Source organism: Halomonas sp. hl-4 (assembly GCF_900215475.1).
Classification (GTDB): Bacteria; Pseudomonadota; Gammaproteobacteria; order Pseudomonadales; family Halomonadaceae; genus Vreelandella.
On record NZ_LT907845.1, the window covers coordinates 2,858,984 to 2,874,227 of the forward strand.

Genomic DNA, 15,244 nt, shown 5'->3' on the forward strand with positions numbered 1-15,244 from the left:
TTATAGCAGTGGCTAAGGAAAAATTTGAACGTTCCAAACCGCATATCAACGTCGGCACCATCGGTCACGTCGACCACGGTAAAACGACTCTGACTGCGGCCCTGACCCGCGTGTCTGCTGAGGTTTTCGGCGGCGACTGGCGTGAGTTTGATACCATCGATAACGCTCCTGAAGAGCGCGAGCGCGGTATCACCATCGCTACGTCACACGTGGAATATCAGTCAGAACAGCGCCACTACGCGCACGTTGACTGCCCAGGACACGCTGACTACGTCAAGAACATGATCACCGGTGCTGCGCAGATGGACGGCGCGATCCTGGTATGTTCGGCCGCTGACGGTCCGATGCCGCAAACCCGCGAGCACATCCTGCTGTCGCGCCAGGTTGGCGTTCCGTTCATCGTTGTGTTCCTGAACAAAGCGGACATGGTCGATGACGAAGAGCTGCTCGAGCTGGTCGAAATGGAAGTTCGCGAACTCCTCGACGAGTACGACTTCCCGGGTGACGACACGCCGATCATTACTGGTTCTGCGCTAATGGCGTTGAACGGTGAAGATGAGAACGGCATGGGTACAACGGCCGTCGCTAATCTGATCAAGGCGCTGGATGAGTACATCCCTGAGCCTGAGCGTGCCATCGATCAGCCGTTCCTGATGCCGATCGAAGACGTATTCTCTATCTCTGGTCGCGGTACGGTTGTGACCGGTCGTGTAGAGCGCGGTATCGTCAAAGCGGGCGAAGAAGTGGAAATCGTAGGTATCCGCGACACCACTAAAACCACCGTTACCGGCGTTGAAATGTTCCGTAAGCTGCTCGACGAAGGTCGTGCAGGTGAGAACGTGGGTGCGCTGCTGCGTGGTACCAAGCGTGATGACGTAGAGCGTGGACAGGTTCTGGCGAAGACCGGCACCATCAACCCGCACACTACCTTCGAAGCAGAAGTTTACGTACTGTCCAAAGAAGAAGGTGGTCGTCACACGCCTTTCTTCAAGGGCTACCGTCCGCAGTTCTACTTCCGTACCACCGACGTCACCGGTACCTGTGAACTGCCGGAAGGCGTTGAGATGGTCATGCCGGGCGACAACGTGAAAATGGTTGTTACCCTGATCGCTCCGATCGCCATGGACGACGGCCTGCGCTTCGCGATTCGTGAAGGCGGTCGTACCGTCGGCGCTGGTGTTGTGGCCAAAATCATTCAGTAAGTTGTCTGTCTGAATGTGAAAGGGGGCTCGTTAGAGCCCCCTTTTCTGCGCACCCTTAGCAAATGTTTGACATGGGCTTTTGGCGTGCCTATAATGCGCATCCTTTGAATGCGTGGGTAGACGGCTCGCGCCGTCGACATCCATTGGAGTTTAGGGCAAATGCAGAACCAAAAGATTCGCATTCGGTTGAAAGCGTTCGACCATCGCCTGATCGATCAGTCCACAGCGGAGATCGTTGAAACCGCTAAGCGTACTGGTGCTCAGGTTCGTGGACCGATTCCGCTGCCGACCAACCGCGAGCGCTACACCATTCTGATCTCGCCGCACGTCAACAAAGATGCGCGTGACCAGTATGAGATTCGTACGCACAAGCGTGTGCTCGACATCGTTGAGCCGACCGAGAAAACCGTTGATGCGCTGATGAAGCTCGACCTCGCCGCTGGCGTAGACGTGCAAATCAAGCTCGACTAATTACACTAGACACTTGCGGCCCAGCGCTCATTACGAAAATCATTGAGCAGCAGCCGCCGCGCCGTGAGGCGCTACACAACGTGCTAGTGGAATGCTCTGGAAAGGGCAGCCATAGCGGGTGATAGCCCCGTACACTATAGGAGAACTGAGAATGACTATCGGTTTAGTCGGTAAAAAGGCCGGGATGACTCGTGTCTTTACCGAAGACGGCGCATCCGTGCCCGTAACCGTTATTGAAGTTGATCCTAACCGTGTTACACGCGTTAAGTCTGTCGAGTCTGACGGCTACGCAGCGGTTCAGGTAACAACTGGCTCTCGTAAGGCCAAGCACCTCAGCAAAGCCCAGGCGGGTCAATTTGCTAAAGCAGGTGTTGAGGCTGGTCGTTCACTGATGGAGTTTCGCCTTGAAGATGGCGAGGAGGCTCCTGAAGTTGGCGGCGAACTCACCGTATCCCTCTTCGAAGCTGGTCAGATGATCGACGTGACCGGTACCTCTAAGGGTAAAGGCTTCCAGGGTGCTGTTAAGCGCTGGAATTTCCGTACCCAAGACATGACTCACGGTAACTCTCTGTCGCATCGTGCGCCGGGTTCTATCGGTATGTGTCAGACCCCGGGTCGCGTTTTCAAAGGCAAAAAGATGGCCGGTCAAATGGGTAACGCCCGTTGCACCGTGCAGAGCCTAGAGATCGTCCGTGTCGACGCCGAGCGTAACCTGCTGCTGATTAAAGGCGCCGTACCGGGTGCAACCGGTAGTGACGTTATCGTTCGCAGCGCCGTGAAAGCTGGCTGAAGGGGATAATTACCAATGAATCTGAATCTTGCTGCAGGCGCGGGTACCGTTGAAGTAGCCGACGCCACCTTTGGCAAAGAATTCAACGAAGCGCTGGTTCACCAGGTCGTCACTGCCTATTTGGCTGGTGGTCGTCAGGGCACCCGCGCTCAAAAGAACCGTTCCGACGTTCGTGGTGGTGGTAAAAAGCCATGGCGTCAGAAAGGTACTGGCCGTGCTCGTGCTGGTACTATCCGCTCTCCGCTATGGCGTAGCGGCGGCGTCACCTTCGCGGCGCGTCCGCAAGACTATACCCAGAAGGTGAACCGCAAGATGTATCGCGCTGCCATGCGTTCCATCTTGTCAGAGCTGGTACGTCAAGAGCGCCTGGTCGCGGTTGAAGAGTTCAACGTCGAAGCGCCGAAAACCAAGCAGGTCGCTGCCAAGCTGAAAGAGCTCAACCTTGAAAAAGTGTTGATCGTCACTGAAGAAGTTGATGAAAAGCTCTATTTAGCCGCGCGCAACCTTCCCCATGTTGATGTGGTGGACGTTGCGGCTGCTGACCCGGTGAGCCTGGTTGCCTTTGATAAGGTCCTGGTCACCGTCTCCGCCCTGCGTAAATTCGAGGAGAAGCTGGCATGAACCAGGAACGCGTATTCAAGGTTCTGCTTGGACCGCACGTGACCGAGAAGGCCGCGATGGCTGCCGAGCGCAACCAGTACGTTTTCAAGGTGGCAACCGATGCTACCAAACCCGAGATCAAGAAGGCCGTTGAAGTACTGTTCGGCAAGAAGGTCGGCAGCGTTCAGGTACTGAACGTCAAGGGTAAAACCAAGCGTACTGCAAACGGCGTTGGCTTGCGTAAGGGTTACCGTAAAGCGTATGTGACCCTCGCCGCGGGTGAAACGCTCGAAGACTTCTCTGGCGCCGAATAAGGGCAGGAGTACGGATAATGGCAATCGTCAAGACCAAACCCACATCCGCCGGTCGTCGCCACGTCGTCAAGATCGTTGGCGAGGAACTGTACAAGGGCCGTGCTTATGCACCGCTTTTGGAAAAACAGTCCAAGTCCGGTGGCCGTAATAACTACGGTCGCATCACCACCCGCCACGTGGGCGGTGGTCACCGTCACCACTATCGGTTGATCGACTTCAAACGCACCAAGGATGGCGTTCCTGCCACCGTTGAGCGTCTGGAGCACGACCCGAACCGCAGTGCGCACATTGCACTGCTGAAATACGCCGATGGCGAGCGTCGTTACATCATTGCGCCGAAAGGTGTCAGCGCGGGTGACGTGCTGGAATCTGGTGTTAACGCGCCCATCAAGAAAGGCAATGCCTTGCCGCTGCGTAACATCCCGCTCGGTTCTACCGTTCACGGTATTGAACTGAAGCCGGGTAAAGGCGCGCAGATTGCTCGCAGTGCCGGTACTAGCGCTCAGTTGGTCGCTCGTGAAGGTAACTATGCCACCCTGCGTCTTCGCTCTGGCGAAATGCGTAAGGTATTGGCCGAGTGCCGTGCGACCTTGGGTGAAGTGAGCAACTCCGAGCACAGCCTACGTCAACTTGGCAAGGCCGGTGCGAAGCGCTGGAGAGGTGTGCGTCCGACGGTTCGCGGTGTCGCGATGAACCCTGTCGATCACCCGCACGGTGGCGGTGAAGGCCGTACTAGTGGTGGTCGTAACCCGGTTACCCCATGGGGTGTGCCGACCAAGGGTTACAAGACGCGTAAGAACAAGCGCACCGACAAGCTGATCGTACGTCGCCGTAAGGCTCGTAACTGATTGAAATTGCCAAGACATTAAGGGGTAACGGCTGTGCCACGTTCACTAAAGAAAGGTCCGTTTATTGACCTTCATCTTTTGAAGAAGGTAGAGGCTGCAGTGGAAAAGAACGATCGCAAACCGATCAAGACCTGGTCGCGTCGTTCAATGATCCTGCCAAACATGGTGGGTTTGACCATCGCAGTCCATAACGGTCGCCAACACGTCCCGGTGCACGTCTCCGAGGAAATGGTTGGTCACAAGCTAGGCGAATTCGCTGCCACTCGCACTTATCGCGGGCACGTAGCGGACAAGAAAGCCAAACGGTAAGCCAAAGAGGATTGAGAGATGGAAGTCACAGCTAAGCTGCGTGGCGCTCGTTTATCCGCCCAGAAGGCCCGTTTGGTGGCTGACCAGGTGCGCGGTAAACCTGTCGCCGAAGCACTCGACCTGCTGACCTTCTCACCGAAGAAGGCTGCCCAATTGGTCAAAAAAGTGCTTCAGTCCGCTATTGCAAACGCGGAAGAAAATAACGGCATGGATATTGACGAGCTGCGTGTCTCGACCATCTGCGTCGATGAGGGCATGACGCTCAAGCGTATCAAGCCGCGCGCCAAGGGGCGGGCGGATCGTATCTTGAAGCGCACCTGCCACATCACCGTCAAGGTAGCCGAGAAGTAGGAGTCGACCGATGGGTCAGAAAGTCAATCCAACAGGCATTCGACTGGGCATCGTCAAAGACCATGCTTCTGTCTGGTATGCCGAGCGCGGCGCCTATGCCGATAAGCTCAATAACGATCTCGAAGTGCGTAGCTTCCTGGAACAGCGTCTTAAAAACGCCTCCGTTAGCCGTATTCACATCGAGCGTCCGGCGAACAACGCCCGCATCACCATTCACACTGCCCGTCCGGGTATCGTGATTGGCAAAAAAGGTGAAGATGTCGACCGTCTGCGTCGTGATCTCACTGAAATGATGGGTGTTCCTGTTCACGTGAACATTGAAGAAGTTCGCAAGCCGGAACTAGACGCCAAGCTCGTCGCTGCTAACGTAGCGGGCCAACTTGAGCGTCGCGTGATGTTCCGTCGCGCCATGAAGCGTGCGGTACAAAACGCAATGCGTCTTGGCGCTGGCGGCATCAAGATTCAGCTGTCAGGTCGTCTGGGTGGTGCTGAAATCGCACGTACCGAATGGTACCGCGAAGGTCGCGTTCCGCTGCACACGTTGCGTGCGGACATCGACTACGCCACTTACGAAGCTCACACCACCTACGGCGTTATCGGCGTCAAAGTGTGGATCTTCAAGGGTGAAATCCTCGGCGGTATCGAGGAAGTACGTGCCAAGGCTAAGCAACAGCAGCCTGCCGGCAACGCGCCCAAGAAAAAAGGTTCCAGGTAAGGGGAGAGCGAGTCGATGTTACAGCCCAAGCGTATGAAATTCCGCAAGATGCAGAAAGGCCGCAACCGTGGCTTGGCGCATCGCGGAAGCAAGATCAGCTTCGGGGAATACGGTCTGAAAGCTACCGGTCGCGGCCGCATTACTGCGCGCCAGATCGAAGCCGGCCGTCGTGCGATCACACGTCACGTTAAGCGTGGCGGTAAGATTTGGATCCGCGTCTTCCCTGACAAGCCGATCTCCAAGAAGCCGCTCGAAGTTCGTATGGGTAAAGGTAAAGGCTCCGTCGAATACTGGGTAGCCCAGATCCAGCCGGGTCGGGTCCTGTACGAGATCGAGGGTGTGCCTGAAGAGCTTGCACGTGAAGCGTTTGAGCTCGCGGCACAGAAAATGCCCATATCCACCACCTTTGCGAAACGGACGGTGATGTGATGAAAGCCCAGGAAATTCGTGAAAAGTCCGCAGGAGAGCTCCATGAGCAGCTCCTCGAGCTACTCCGAGAGCAGTTCAACCTGCGCATGCAGAAGGCCACTGGCCAACTGAGCCAGACTCATCTGCTCAAGCAGGTCCGTCGGGATATTGCCCGTGTGAAGACTGTGCTCAACGAGAAGGCAGGTGATTGAGATGGCCGAAGAGAAAAAAGCACGTACGCTCACCGGCAAGGTGGTGAGCGACAAGATGGAAAAATCCATCGTCGTAATGATCGAGCGTCGTGAGCGTCACCCGATCTACGGAAAATACGTTAAGCGCTCCACCAAGCTGCACGCCCATGATGAGGCGAACCAGGCTAAGGCAGGCGATACGGTTTCCATTCAGGAGTGCCGTCCGCTTTCCAAAAAGAAAGCCTGGACGCTGGTCGAGGTGGTCGAGCAGGCCAAGGGTTAATCCATGTGCCTGTTTAACCAGTGCAGTCAGATTAGGTTTGGAGAAAACCGATGATTCAGACTCAGACAATGCTGGATGTCGCCGACAACAGCGGAGCGCGCCGGGTGCAATGCATCAAGGTGTTAGGCGGTTCACACCGTCGCTACGCTCGCGTTGGTGACGTCATCAAGGTTACGGTGAAAGAAGCCATTCCGCGTGGCAAGGTCAAAAAAGGCCAGGTACTAAAAGCGGTGGTGGTTCGCACCCGTAGTGGCGTCCGTCGTAGCGACGGTTCGCTGATCCGTTTCGATGGAAATGCGGCGGTTTTGTTGAACAACACCAACGAACAGCCAATCGGTACGCGTATTTTCGGGCCGGTTACTCGTGAGCTTCGTAACGAAAAGTTCATGAAGATCATTTCCTTAGCGCCTGAAGTGCTGTAAGGAGCGAGGCGGATATGCAAAAAATCAAACGTGACGATGAAGTCATCGTCATCGCCGGAAAGGATAAAGGCAAGCGTGGCACTGTTAAGCGGGTACTTGAAAACCGTTTCTTGGTGTCCGGTGTGAACATGATTAAACGTCACACCAAGCCGAATCCCATGGCGGGAAATCAGGGCGGTATCGTCGAGCGTGAGGCTCCGATTCACGCGTCCAACGTAGCCATCTTCAATTCGGAGACCGGTAAGGCGGATCGCGTCGGCTTCCAAGTGAAGGAAGACGGTACCAAGGTACGTATCTACAAGTCGACGCAGACGCAGATCGACGCCTAACGCGAGTCGGGTAGCAAAATGGCGAACTTGAAAGAACGTTATCAAAACGAGGTAGTAGCTCAGCTCAAAGAGCAGTTTAGCTATGCCAACGTAATGCAGGTGCCGCGCATCACGAAAGTGACGCTTAATATGGGCATCGGCGACGCGGTCAGCGATAAAAAGCTGATCGATAATGCCATCGGTGATCTGGAGATGTTGTCCGGTCAAAAGCCGTTGGTGACCAAGGCACGTAAGTCCATCGCGGGCTTTAAGGTACGTGAAGGTTGGCCAATTGGTATCAAGGTGACCCTGCGCGCTGAGCGTATGTGGGACTTCTTGGACCGTTTGGTTTACATCGCGATTCCTCGCGTGCGTGACTTCCGTGGTCTTAACCCGAAGTCCTTCGACGGTCGTGGCAACTACTCCATGGGTGTGCGTGAGCAAATCATCTTCCCGGAGATCGAGTATGATAAAATCGATCGTATCCGGGGGTTGGATGTCACCATCACTACTACCGCCAACACCGACGAGGAAGGTCGCGCGCTTCTAACCGCGCTGAACTTCCCGTTTAAGAAATAAGGGTTGGATCATGGCAAAGAAGAGCATGGTAGAGCGTGAGCTTAAGCGCACCAAGCTGGTCGAGAAATACGCGGCCAAGCGCGCTGAACTCAAGGCAATTATCATCGATGTGAACGCTTCTGAGGAAGATCGCTTCGAGGCGACGCTGAAGCTGCAGCAACTGCCGCGTGACTCAAGCCCGGTACGTCAGCGTAACCGCTGCCGCATTACCGGACGTCCGCACGGTTTTTACAACAAGTTCGGCCTCGGCCGTAACAAGCTGCGTGAAGCCGCCATGCGTGGCGACGTTCCTGGTCTCAAAAAGTCCAGCTGGTAACGCCACGTAGAATCATCAGGAGCGCACATTAAATGAGCATGCAAGACACTCTGGCGGATATGTTTACCCGTATCCGCAATGCGCAGATGGCCACCAAGGAGACGGTTACCATGCCGTCTTCCAAGTTGAAAGTGGAAGTGGCCCGCGTGCTGAAAGAAGAGGGCTACATCACCGATTTCGCGGTGGCTGAAAGCACCAAGCCCGAACTAACCGTAACGCTCAAGTACTTTGAGGGTAAGCCGGTTATCGACCATATCCAGCGGGTTTCCAAGCCGTCTCTGCGCCGTTACATGGGCAAGGACAACCTGCCTAAGGTCGCCGATGGCATGGGTATCGCGATCGTTACCACCTCTAATGGGGTGATGACCGATCGTGCCGCTCGCCAGGCGGGTGTTGGTGGCGAAGTCATCTGCACCGTATTCTAGGAGGCTGGAATGTCCCGCATAGCGAAATATCCGGTTAAAGTGCCTGCCGGCGTTGAGATCAAAATTGACGCTGACCAGCTGACCGCCAAAGGCGGCCAGGGCACGCTATCAATGACCATTCACCACGATGTGGTAGTGGCTCAAGAAGATGGCCAGCTGACCTTCGCCCCGAGTGAATCTGCCAAGAGCTGGGCAATGGCCGGTACAACCCGCGCCTTGGTTCAGAACCTGGTGACGGGCGTATCCGAGGGTTTCACAAAGACTCTCGAAATTGTTGGCGTCGGTTATCGTGCCCAAGCAAAGGGCCAGACGCTCAATCTTTCACTGGGCTTCTCGCACCCGGTCGACTACGAACTGCCGAAAGGTGTCTCAGCGGAAACGCCGAAAAACACCGTGATCGTGCTGAAAAGCGCGGACAAACAGCAGCTCGGCCAGTGCGCCGCGGAAATCCGCGCCTTCCGTCCTCCCGAGCCGTATAAAGGCAAGGGTGTCCGGTACGCCGACGAGCAGGTGCGTCGCAAAGAAGCCAAGAAGAAGTAAGGCAGGGTTATGAACGCGAAGAAAGAATCTCGTCTCCGTCGTGCCCGCCGCGCTCGCGCCAAGATCCGCGAGCTGGGCGTGTATCGCCTGTGCGTCAACCGTACCCCGCGTCACATCTATGCGCAGATTATCTCGCCGGATGGTGGCAAAGTGTTAGCCAGTGCTTCTACGCTGGACAAAGCACTGCGCGAGGGTGCGACTGGTAACTCAGAAGCCGCCACGAAAGTCGGCGAGCTGATTGCCAAACGCGCTAAAGAAGCAGGCATCACCCAGGTGGCCTTCGACCGTGCTGGCTTTAAGTATCACGGTCGCGTCAAGGCTTTAGCCGACGCCGCACGTGAAGGCGGCCTGGAATTCTAAAGGGTTTTTACGATGGCGAAGAACGAACAGCAAAGCGGTGATCTGCAGGAAAAGCTTGTGCAGGTCAATCGCGTCGCCAAGGTGGTCAAAGGTGGTCGTATTTTCGGCTTCACCGCGTTGACCGTCGTTGGTGATGGTAAAGGTCGTGTCGGTTTCGGTCGTGGTAAGGCGCGTGAAGTGCCGATCGCGATTCAGAAAGCGATGGATCAAGCTCGTCGCAACATGGTCAAGGTCAACCTTTCAGGCCACACGCTGCAATACCCGGTTAAAGCCCGTCACGGTGCTTCAAAGGTATACATGCAGCCGGCGTCTGAAGGTACCGGCATTATCGCCGGTGGTGCTATGCGCTCTGTACTAGAGCTCGCTGGCGTCCACGACGTACTGGCCAAGTGTTACGGTTCCACCAACCCGGTTAACGTGGTTCGGGCGACTGTTAAAGGTCTCTCTTCCATGCAGGCACCGGAAGACGTGGCCGCCAAGCGCGGTCTGTCTGTCGAAGCGATCACGGGGTAAGACACCATGGCAGCAACGATCAAGGTTACCCAGATCCGCAGCACCATCGGCGTTCTGCCCAAGCACAAGGCTACTATCAGTGGTTTGGGCCTGCGTCGCATCGGTCATTCGGTTGAGCTGGAAGACACCCCTGCCGTACGCGGCATGATCCACAAGGTGAACTACCTTGTGCGCGTTGAGGGAGAGTAATCCATGAAACTCAATACCTTGAGCCCGGCACCGGGCTCTAAACACGCTGCAAAGCGCGTTGGTCGTGGTATCGGTTCCGGTCTGGGTAAGACCGCTGGCCGTGGCCACAAAGGCCAGAAAGCACGTAGCGGCGGTAGCGTTAAGCCAGGTTTCGAAGGCGGTCAGATGCCATTGCAGCGCCGTCTGCCGAAATTTGGTTTTACCTCGGCCAAGTCGCTGGTGTCAGAAGAAGTGCGCTTAGCTGAGCTGGCTCAAGTAGCTGGTGACGAGGTAACCCTCGACACGCTGAAGCAAGCTAACGTGCTGAAGGATGCGACGCTACACGCGAAAATCATCCTTTCTGGCGAACTGAAAAAAGCGGTTACCGTTCGCGGAATCAAGGTCACCAAAGGTGCCCGTGAAGCGATCGAAGCCGCTGGCGGCAAGGTAGAGGACTAAATGGCCAAGTCAGGAAACATGCCGGCGATGGGCAGCGGTCTGAGTGAACTGTGGGCGCGTTTGCGCTTCGTGCTCCTCGCCATCGTGGTGTACCGTATCGGTGCCCACATTCCCGTTCCCGGTATCAATCCTGACCAGCTTGCTGCCTTGTTTAGGGAGCAACAGGGCACCATCCTGGGCATGTTTAACATGTTCTCGGGTGGCGCCCTGGAGCGCATGAGTGTCCTCGCCCTGGGTATTATGCCCTATATTTCGGCGTCGATTATCATGCAGCTGATGACTGCGGTCTCTCCTCATCTTGAACAGCTCAAGAAAGAGGGTGAGGCCGGCCGCCGCAAGATTAGTCAGTACACCCGCTACGGCACGGTGATACTGGCCTTTGTTCAGGCTGTCGGTATGTCCGTCGGTTTGGCTAGCCAAGGTATCGCGTACACGGCTGACTTCAGCTTCTATTTTACCGCCGTGATTACGTTCGTATCAGGCGCGGTATTCATGATGTGGCTGGGTGAGCAGATTACCGAGAAAGGCATCGGCAACGGTATTTCGTTGCTGATCTTTGCCGGTATTGTGGCTGGGCTTCCCAGTGCCGTGGGCCAGGCGTTTGAATTGGCCCGCAACGAAGGGGCCTGGAACGTACTGCCTCTGTTAGCGTTAGCGGCACTGGGTATTGCCACTGTAGCGTTTGTGGTGTTCATCGAGCGCGGTCAACGCCGCCTGAAAGTGAATTATCCGCGACGCCAAGTCGGCAACAAGATGTATGCAGGGCAAAGCAGCTACCTGCCGCTGAAAGTGAATATGGCGGGCGTTATTCCCGCCATCTTCGCTTCCAGTATCCTGCTCTTCCCGGCCTCGATCGGCCAGTGGGTAGGTGCAGGCGATGGTATGGAGTGGTTGCAGCGTGCCTCGCAAGCATTAGGCCCCGGCCAGCCGCTTTACATCTTGCTTTTTGGGGCGGCAGTGGTATTCTTCTGCTTCTTTTACACAGCGCTGGTCTTTAACCCCAAGGATGTAGCTGACAATCTGAAAAAGTCAGGTGCGTTTCTACCGGGTATTCGTCCTGGTGAGCAGACCGCTCGCTACATTGACAAGGTCATGACGCGTTTAACGTTGTTTGGTGCCTTGTACATCACTGCGGTTTCCCTGATGCCCCAGTTTTTGATCGTAGCGTGGAACGTGCCGTTCTTCTTTGGCGGTACCTCGTTACTGATCGTGGTTGTGGTTATCATGGACTTCATGGCCCAGGTGCAGTCGCACCTCATGTCGCATCAATATGACTCAGTGATGAAGAAGTCCAACCTGAAAGGCTACGGTAGTGGCGGCATTATGCGCTAAGGCGCGTGCCGTCCGTATTGGAGAGAACGATGAAAGTTCGAGCTTCCGTAAAGAAAATGTGCCGTAACTGTAAGATCATTCGTCGCAATGGCGCAGTTCGCGTCATTTGCAGCGAACCACGGCATAAGCAGCGTCAGGGTTAATTTCCTGGACTGTATTAAGCGGGTGCCGGCATACCCCTTGCCTTTTGGCAGCTAAAGGGGTATGCTGTTGCGCCTTTTAAAGATGATTAACGAGCAAGCCGCTCAAATTTCGGAGTAAGCTGATGGCCCGTATTGCAGGCGTCAATATCCCGGACAACAAGCATGCGGCGATCTCGCTGACCTATATCTTCGGGATTGGCCGTACTCGTGCAGAGCACATCTGTGCTGCTGCCGGTATTGCGCTGACTGCCAAGATCCAGGACCTGTCTTCTGAAGAAGTCGACACCCTGCGTTCTGAAGTTGGTAAGTACACCGTAGAAGGCGACCTTCGTCGTGATGTTACGCTGAACATTAAGCGTCTCATGGACTTAGGCTGCTACCGTGGTCTGCGTCATCGTCGTAGTCTTCCGCTGCGTGGTCAGCGGACTAAGACTAACGCGCGTACCCGTAAGGGCCCGCGTAAGCCGATCCGCAAATAACACGCACGTTCTGGCGTAAAGACAGGAATAGACATCAACATGGCTAACCCGCGTAGTAACCGTAAAAAGGTTAAAAAGCAGGTAGTGGATGCGGTTGCGCATATCCATGCCTCTTTTAACAACACGATCGTGACGATCACAGACCGCCAGGGCAACGCTCTGTCATGGGCGACTGCCGGTGGTTCGGGTTTTCGTGGTTCTCGCAAGAGCACCCCGTTCGCTGCTCAAGTGGCAAGCGAACGTGCAGCAACTGCTGCAGCCGAGTATGGTGTGAAAAACGTCGACGTGCTGGTCAAAGGCCCCGGTCCCGGTCGTGAATCCGCCGTGCGCGCACTGAATGCCGCCGGCTTCCGCGTGCAAAGCATTATCGACGCGACGCCCATCCCCCATAATGGCTGCCGTCCGCCGAAGAAACGCCGCGTTTAAGGAGACAGATTCATGGCCCGTTATATTGGACCGAAGTGCAAATTGTCTCGTCGTGAAGGCACCGATCTCTTTTTGAAGAGTGGCGTGACTCCCTTCGAGAAAAAGTGTAAATCCGAGCAAATCCCGGGTGTACACGGCCAGCGCCGTCAGCGTCTTTCAGACTACGGCTTGCAGCTTCGCGAGAAGCAAAAAGTACGTCGTATGTATGGCGTACTCGAAAAGCAGTTCCGCAACTACTACAAAGAAGCCGCTCGCCTGAAAGGCGCGACCGGTGAAGTATTGTTGCAGTTGCTCGAATCCCGACTGGATAATGTCGTCTACCGCATCGGCTTCGGCTCGACTCGCTCTGAAGCGCGTCAGCTGGTCAGCCACAAGGCGATTGCCGTGAACGGTCGCACCGTTAACGTGGCTTCCTACCAAGTGAAGCCGGGTGACGTTGTTTCCATTCGCGAAAAGGCGAAGAACCAGGCTCGCATCCAAAACGCGTTGTCCATTGCGGCCAACCGTGGTGATGTGGCGTGGATCGAAACCGACGCCAAGAAGATGGAAGGCACTTTCAAGGCTCTGCCTGAACGCGGTGACCTGACTGCCGACATCAACGAAAACCTGATCGTCGAGCTGTACTCCAAGTAAGCAAAGTCTGCTTCTTGTTGATCTGGTGCAGGTCTACTGCCAGCACCAGGTTATCCCGAGTACCAAGTATCCGTTTGGCAGCCTGAAAGGTGTTCATATGCAGCGTTCAGTGACAGAGTTTCTCCGTCCTCGTGACATCAAGGTCGAAGAAATCAGCGCACATCACGCCAAAATCGTCCTCGAACCGTTCGAGCGTGGTTTTGGTCACACCCTGGGGAATGCACTGCGCCGCATTCTGCTTTCGTCAATGCCCGGCTGTGCCGTGGTAGAGGCCGAAATTGCGGGTGTCGAGCACGAATATAGTGCCCTCGAAGGGGTGCAGGAAGATGTCATTGAAATCCTCCTGAACTTGAAAGATGTTGCGATCAAGATGCACAGCCGCGATGAGGCGGTGCTCTCGCTGAACAAGCAGGGCCCAGCCGTCGTCACCGCTGGCGACATTGCGCTTGATCATAGCGTCGAAATCGTCAACCCGGATCACGTCATTGCACACGTCAATGAAGGTGCCGAGCTGAAGATTCAGCTTAAGGTAGCGCTGGGTCGTGGTTACGAACCGGCTGATGCCCGTGGCTCTGATGAAGAGACCCGTGCTATTGGTCGCTTGCAGCTGGATGCCACCTTCAGCCCTGTCCGCCGTGTTTCCTATGCGGTTGAGGCTGCTCGTGTTGAGCAGCGCACCGACCTCGATAAGCTGATTATCGACTTGGAAACCGACGGTACCCTGGATCCGGAAGAGGCTATCCGCCGCAGTGCGACCATCCTGCAAGAGCAGCTGGCCGCCTTCGTCGACCTGGAAGCAGATAAAGAGCAGGTAGTCGAAGAGGAAGAGGATCATGTTGATCCTATCCTATTGCGCCCCGTAGACGATCTTGAGTTGACCGTTCGCAGCGCGAACTGCCTAAAAGCCGAGAATATTTACTATATTGGTGATCTTATCCAGCGCACTGAAGTTGAGCTGTTGAAGACACCGAACCTCGGCAAGAAATCCCTGAATGAAATCAAGGATGTTTTGGCAGCGCGTGGCTTGTCCCTCGGCATGCGGTTGGAAAATTGGCCGCCGGCTAGCCTGAAGGACGACAAGGCCTCCGCGTGAGTGTCGACTCGAGTCCCAGTTTGGTAAGGAATCACAACCATGCGTCATCGTAAGAGTGGTCGTCATCTGAATCGTACCAGCTCGCATCGGCAGGCCATGTTCAAGAACATGTCTGTCTCGCTGGTCGAACATGAAGTTATTAAGACAACCCTGCCTAAGGCCAAGGAATTGCGTCGCGTTATTGAGCCGCTAATCACCTTGTCTAAGCAGGACAGCGTTGCCAATCGTCGTTTGGCATTTTCCCGCACGCGCTCTAAAGAAGCCGTCGGCAAATTGTTCAACGAGTTGGGTCCGCGTTACGCCGAGCGTCCGGGTGGTTACGTCCGTATTCTCAAGTGCGGTTACCGCACCGGCGACAATGCGCCCATGGCGTTCGTTGAGCTTGTCGATCGTCCCGTCGTTGAAGAGGCCGTGGCAGAGGAGTAATTCGCTGCTGACGCCCCGTCAACGCTAAAACCGACCCCTTACGGGTCGGTTTTTTTTATATCGCCGTTTAGCCAGTTCTGCGTATATACTCAGGACGTTAGCCTGATACGCAGATTAAACAAGATCGCGGTGGTTAAAAG

The 15,244-nt window shown here is 55.4% G+C and carries 29 protein-coding genes; all 29 read left to right on the forward strand.

The window, feature by feature from the left end:
* The first annotated feature begins 8 nt into the window (after positions 1-8).
* Positions 9-1,202 carry an elongation factor Tu gene (gene tuf / locus CPH17_RS13520; protein WP_074397850.1) on the forward strand — a complete coding sequence of 398 codons (1,194 nt, stop codon included), beginning with the start codon at positions 9-11 and terminating at the stop codon, positions 1,200-1,202.
* 159 nt (positions 1,203-1,361) lie between these two features.
* Complete coding sequence (gene rpsJ, locus CPH17_RS13525) at positions 1,362-1,673, forward strand: 30S ribosomal protein S10 (RefSeq protein ID WP_009098983.1); 312 nt, start codon at positions 1,362-1,364, stop codon at positions 1,671-1,673.
* 151 nt (positions 1,674-1,824) lie between these two features.
* Positions 1,825-2,463, forward strand: a complete 639-nt coding sequence (rplC, locus tag CPH17_RS13530; RefSeq protein ID WP_074397848.1) for a 50S ribosomal protein L3 — start codon at positions 1,825-1,827, stop codon at positions 2,461-2,463.
* A 15-nt stretch (positions 2,464-2,478) separates the two neighbouring features.
* On the forward strand, positions 2,479-3,084 hold the full coding sequence (gene rplD, locus CPH17_RS13535) for a 50S ribosomal protein L4 (RefSeq protein ID WP_074397847.1): 606 nt from the start codon (positions 2,479-2,481) through the stop codon (positions 3,082-3,084).
* Complete coding sequence (gene rplW / locus CPH17_RS13540; RefSeq protein WP_066318574.1) at positions 3,081-3,377, forward strand: 50S ribosomal protein L23; 297 nt, start codon at positions 3,081-3,083, stop codon at positions 3,375-3,377. Before rplD ends, rplW begins: the two co-directional genes overlap by 4 nt.
* Positions 3,378-3,394: 17 nt before the next feature.
* On the forward strand, positions 3,395-4,225 hold the full coding sequence (gene rplB / locus CPH17_RS13545) for a 50S ribosomal protein L2 (protein ID WP_074397845.1): 831 nt from the start codon (positions 3,395-3,397) through the stop codon (positions 4,223-4,225).
* A gap of 33 nt (positions 4,226-4,258) precedes the next feature.
* Positions 4,259-4,534, forward strand: a complete 276-nt coding sequence (gene rpsS / locus CPH17_RS13550; protein ID WP_027337511.1) for a 30S ribosomal protein S19 — start codon at positions 4,259-4,261, stop codon at positions 4,532-4,534.
* Between the two features lie 18 nt (positions 4,535-4,552).
* Entirely contained in the window at positions 4,553-4,885 is a 333-nt protein-coding gene (rplV, locus tag CPH17_RS13555; protein ID WP_009098995.1) for a 50S ribosomal protein L22, read from the forward strand.
* Positions 4,886-4,895: 10 nt separating this feature from the next.
* Complete coding sequence (rpsC, locus tag CPH17_RS13560; RefSeq protein ID WP_074397843.1) at positions 4,896-5,600, forward strand: 30S ribosomal protein S3; 705 nt, start codon at positions 4,896-4,898, stop codon at positions 5,598-5,600.
* A gap of 15 nt (positions 5,601-5,615) precedes the next feature.
* Positions 5,616-6,029 carry a 50S ribosomal protein L16 gene (gene rplP, locus CPH17_RS13565; RefSeq protein ID WP_027337513.1) on the forward strand — a complete coding sequence of 138 codons (414 nt, stop codon included), beginning with the start codon at positions 5,616-5,618 and terminating at the stop codon, positions 6,027-6,029.
* Positions 6,029-6,220 carry a 50S ribosomal protein L29 gene (gene rpmC / locus CPH17_RS13570; protein ID WP_066318563.1) on the forward strand — a complete coding sequence of 64 codons (192 nt, stop codon included), beginning with the start codon at positions 6,029-6,031 and terminating at the stop codon, positions 6,218-6,220. Before rplP ends, rpmC begins: the two co-directional genes overlap by 1 nt.
* Position 6,221: 1 nt before the next feature.
* Positions 6,222-6,482, forward strand: coding sequence for a 30S ribosomal protein S17 (gene rpsQ / locus CPH17_RS13575; RefSeq protein WP_027337515.1), 261 nt, complete (start codon positions 6,222-6,224; stop codon positions 6,480-6,482).
* A 50-nt stretch (positions 6,483-6,532) separates the two neighbouring features.
* Positions 6,533-6,904 (forward strand): 50S ribosomal protein L14, encoded by a 372-nt coding sequence (gene rplN, locus CPH17_RS13580; RefSeq protein WP_009723896.1) that lies wholly within the window; start codon positions 6,533-6,535, stop codon positions 6,902-6,904.
* 14 nt (positions 6,905-6,918) lie between these two features.
* On the forward strand, positions 6,919-7,233 hold the full coding sequence (rplX, locus tag CPH17_RS13585) for a 50S ribosomal protein L24 (RefSeq protein ID WP_007111996.1): 315 nt from the start codon (positions 6,919-6,921) through the stop codon (positions 7,231-7,233).
* 18 nt (positions 7,234-7,251) lie between these two features.
* The gene (gene rplE / locus CPH17_RS13590) at positions 7,252-7,791 is read left to right on the forward strand and encodes a 50S ribosomal protein L5 (RefSeq protein WP_074397842.1); all 540 of its coding nucleotides are present in this window, start codon (positions 7,252-7,254) and stop codon (positions 7,789-7,791) included.
* A 10-nt stretch (positions 7,792-7,801) separates the two neighbouring features.
* Positions 7,802-8,107 carry a 30S ribosomal protein S14 gene (gene rpsN, locus CPH17_RS13595; protein ID WP_074397840.1) on the forward strand — a complete coding sequence of 102 codons (306 nt, stop codon included), beginning with the start codon at positions 7,802-7,804 and terminating at the stop codon, positions 8,105-8,107.
* Positions 8,108-8,139: 32 nt separating this feature from the next.
* Positions 8,140-8,532, forward strand: a complete 393-nt coding sequence (gene rpsH, locus CPH17_RS13600) for a 30S ribosomal protein S8 (protein WP_074397839.1) — start codon at positions 8,140-8,142, stop codon at positions 8,530-8,532.
* A 9-nt stretch (positions 8,533-8,541) separates the two neighbouring features.
* Positions 8,542-9,072 carry a 50S ribosomal protein L6 gene (gene rplF / locus CPH17_RS13605; protein WP_074397837.1) on the forward strand — a complete coding sequence of 177 codons (531 nt, stop codon included), beginning with the start codon at positions 8,542-8,544 and terminating at the stop codon, positions 9,070-9,072.
* 9 nt (positions 9,073-9,081) lie between these two features.
* A complete protein-coding gene (gene rplR / locus CPH17_RS13610) occupies positions 9,082-9,432 on the forward strand; it encodes a 50S ribosomal protein L18 (protein WP_027337520.1) in 351 nt (116 codons plus the stop codon).
* A gap of 12 nt (positions 9,433-9,444) precedes the next feature.
* The gene (rpsE, locus tag CPH17_RS13615) at positions 9,445-9,945 is read left to right on the forward strand and encodes a 30S ribosomal protein S5 (RefSeq protein WP_074397836.1); all 501 of its coding nucleotides are present in this window, start codon (positions 9,445-9,447) and stop codon (positions 9,943-9,945) included.
* Between the two features lie 6 nt (positions 9,946-9,951).
* Positions 9,952-10,134 carry a 50S ribosomal protein L30 gene (gene rpmD / locus CPH17_RS13620; protein ID WP_074397834.1) on the forward strand — a complete coding sequence of 61 codons (183 nt, stop codon included), beginning with the start codon at positions 9,952-9,954 and terminating at the stop codon, positions 10,132-10,134.
* A 3-nt stretch (positions 10,135-10,137) separates the two neighbouring features.
* Complete coding sequence (gene rplO, locus CPH17_RS13625; RefSeq protein WP_074397833.1) at positions 10,138-10,572, forward strand: 50S ribosomal protein L15; 435 nt, start codon at positions 10,138-10,140, stop codon at positions 10,570-10,572.
* Positions 10,573-11,904, forward strand: a complete 1,332-nt coding sequence (secY, locus tag CPH17_RS13630) for a preprotein translocase subunit SecY (RefSeq protein WP_074397831.1) — start codon at positions 10,573-10,575, stop codon at positions 11,902-11,904.
* A 29-nt stretch (positions 11,905-11,933) separates the two neighbouring features.
* The gene (rpmJ, locus tag CPH17_RS13635; RefSeq protein WP_008959154.1) at positions 11,934-12,047 is read left to right on the forward strand and encodes a 50S ribosomal protein L36; all 114 of its coding nucleotides are present in this window, start codon (positions 11,934-11,936) and stop codon (positions 12,045-12,047) included.
* A 122-nt stretch (positions 12,048-12,169) separates the two neighbouring features.
* Positions 12,170-12,526: a 30S ribosomal protein S13 gene (gene rpsM, locus CPH17_RS13640; protein WP_074397829.1), complete on the forward strand. Its 357-nt coding sequence runs from the start codon at positions 12,170-12,172 to the stop codon at positions 12,524-12,526.
* Positions 12,527-12,565: 39 nt separating this feature from the next.
* Positions 12,566-12,952, forward strand: coding sequence for a 30S ribosomal protein S11 (rpsK, locus tag CPH17_RS13645; RefSeq protein WP_027337525.1), 387 nt, complete (start codon positions 12,566-12,568; stop codon positions 12,950-12,952).
* Positions 12,953-12,964: 12 nt separating this feature from the next.
* Complete coding sequence (rpsD, locus tag CPH17_RS13650; RefSeq protein ID WP_074397827.1) at positions 12,965-13,585, forward strand: 30S ribosomal protein S4; 621 nt, start codon at positions 12,965-12,967, stop codon at positions 13,583-13,585.
* 97 nt (positions 13,586-13,682) lie between these two features.
* Entirely contained in the window at positions 13,683-14,678 is a 996-nt protein-coding gene (locus tag CPH17_RS13655; RefSeq protein WP_074397826.1) for a DNA-directed RNA polymerase subunit alpha, read from the forward strand.
* Between the two features lie 39 nt (positions 14,679-14,717).
* Positions 14,718-15,104 (forward strand): 50S ribosomal protein L17, encoded by a 387-nt coding sequence (rplQ, locus tag CPH17_RS13660; protein WP_096299871.1) that lies wholly within the window; start codon positions 14,718-14,720, stop codon positions 15,102-15,104.
* Positions 15,105-15,244 lie beyond the last annotated feature (140 nt).

Coding starts and splice junctions, on each gene's coding strand:
- rpsQ (WP_027337515.1), top strand. CDS start 6,222: ATGGCCGAAGAGAAAAAAGCACGTACGCTCACCGGCAAGGTGGTGAGC.
- rpsJ (WP_009098983.1), top strand. CDS start 1,362: ATGCAGAACCAAAAGATTCGCATTCGGTTGAAAGCGTTCGACCATCGC.
- rpmD (WP_074397834.1), top strand. CDS start 9,952: ATGGCAGCAACGATCAAGGTTACCCAGATCCGCAGCACCATCGGCGTT.
- rpsD (WP_074397827.1), top strand. CDS start 12,965: ATGGCCCGTTATATTGGACCGAAGTGCAAATTGTCTCGTCGTGAAGGC.
- rplB (WP_074397845.1), top strand. CDS start 3,395: ATGGCAATCGTCAAGACCAAACCCACATCCGCCGGTCGTCGCCACGTC.
- rpmJ (WP_008959154.1), top strand. CDS start 11,934: ATGAAAGTTCGAGCTTCCGTAAAGAAAATGTGCCGTAACTGTAAGATC.
- rplO (WP_074397833.1), top strand. CDS start 10,138: ATGAAACTCAATACCTTGAGCCCGGCACCGGGCTCTAAACACGCTGCA.
- rplV (WP_009098995.1), top strand. CDS start 4,553: ATGGAAGTCACAGCTAAGCTGCGTGGCGCTCGTTTATCCGCCCAGAAG.
- rpsM (WP_074397829.1), top strand. CDS start 12,170: ATGGCCCGTATTGCAGGCGTCAATATCCCGGACAACAAGCATGCGGCG.
- CPH17_RS13655 (WP_074397826.1), top strand. CDS start 13,683: ATGCAGCGTTCAGTGACAGAGTTTCTCCGTCCTCGTGACATCAAGGTC.
- rplC (WP_074397848.1), top strand. CDS start 1,825: ATGACTATCGGTTTAGTCGGTAAAAAGGCCGGGATGACTCGTGTCTTT.
- rplF (WP_074397837.1), top strand. CDS start 8,542: ATGTCCCGCATAGCGAAATATCCGGTTAAAGTGCCTGCCGGCGTTGAG.
- rpsE (WP_074397836.1), top strand. CDS start 9,445: ATGGCGAAGAACGAACAGCAAAGCGGTGATCTGCAGGAAAAGCTTGTG.
- rplN (WP_009723896.1), top strand. CDS start 6,533: ATGATTCAGACTCAGACAATGCTGGATGTCGCCGACAACAGCGGAGCG.
- rplP (WP_027337513.1), top strand. CDS start 5,616: ATGTTACAGCCCAAGCGTATGAAATTCCGCAAGATGCAGAAAGGCCGC.
- rplQ (WP_096299871.1), top strand. CDS start 14,718: ATGCGTCATCGTAAGAGTGGTCGTCATCTGAATCGTACCAGCTCGCAT.
- rplW (WP_066318574.1), top strand. CDS start 3,081: ATGAACCAGGAACGCGTATTCAAGGTTCTGCTTGGACCGCACGTGACC.
- rplX (WP_007111996.1), top strand. CDS start 6,919: ATGCAAAAAATCAAACGTGACGATGAAGTCATCGTCATCGCCGGAAAG.
- rplD (WP_074397847.1), top strand. CDS start 2,479: ATGAATCTGAATCTTGCTGCAGGCGCGGGTACCGTTGAAGTAGCCGAC.
- rpsC (WP_074397843.1), top strand. CDS start 4,896: ATGGGTCAGAAAGTCAATCCAACAGGCATTCGACTGGGCATCGTCAAA.
- rpsH (WP_074397839.1), top strand. CDS start 8,140: ATGAGCATGCAAGACACTCTGGCGGATATGTTTACCCGTATCCGCAAT.
- rpsK (WP_027337525.1), top strand. CDS start 12,566: ATGGCTAACCCGCGTAGTAACCGTAAAAAGGTTAAAAAGCAGGTAGTG.
- rplE (WP_074397842.1), top strand. CDS start 7,252: ATGGCGAACTTGAAAGAACGTTATCAAAACGAGGTAGTAGCTCAGCTC.
- rpsN (WP_074397840.1), top strand. CDS start 7,802: ATGGCAAAGAAGAGCATGGTAGAGCGTGAGCTTAAGCGCACCAAGCTG.
- rpmC (WP_066318563.1), top strand. CDS start 6,029: ATGAAAGCCCAGGAAATTCGTGAAAAGTCCGCAGGAGAGCTCCATGAG.
- secY (WP_074397831.1), top strand. CDS start 10,573: ATGGCCAAGTCAGGAAACATGCCGGCGATGGGCAGCGGTCTGAGTGAA.
- rplR (WP_027337520.1), top strand. CDS start 9,082: ATGAACGCGAAGAAAGAATCTCGTCTCCGTCGTGCCCGCCGCGCTCGC.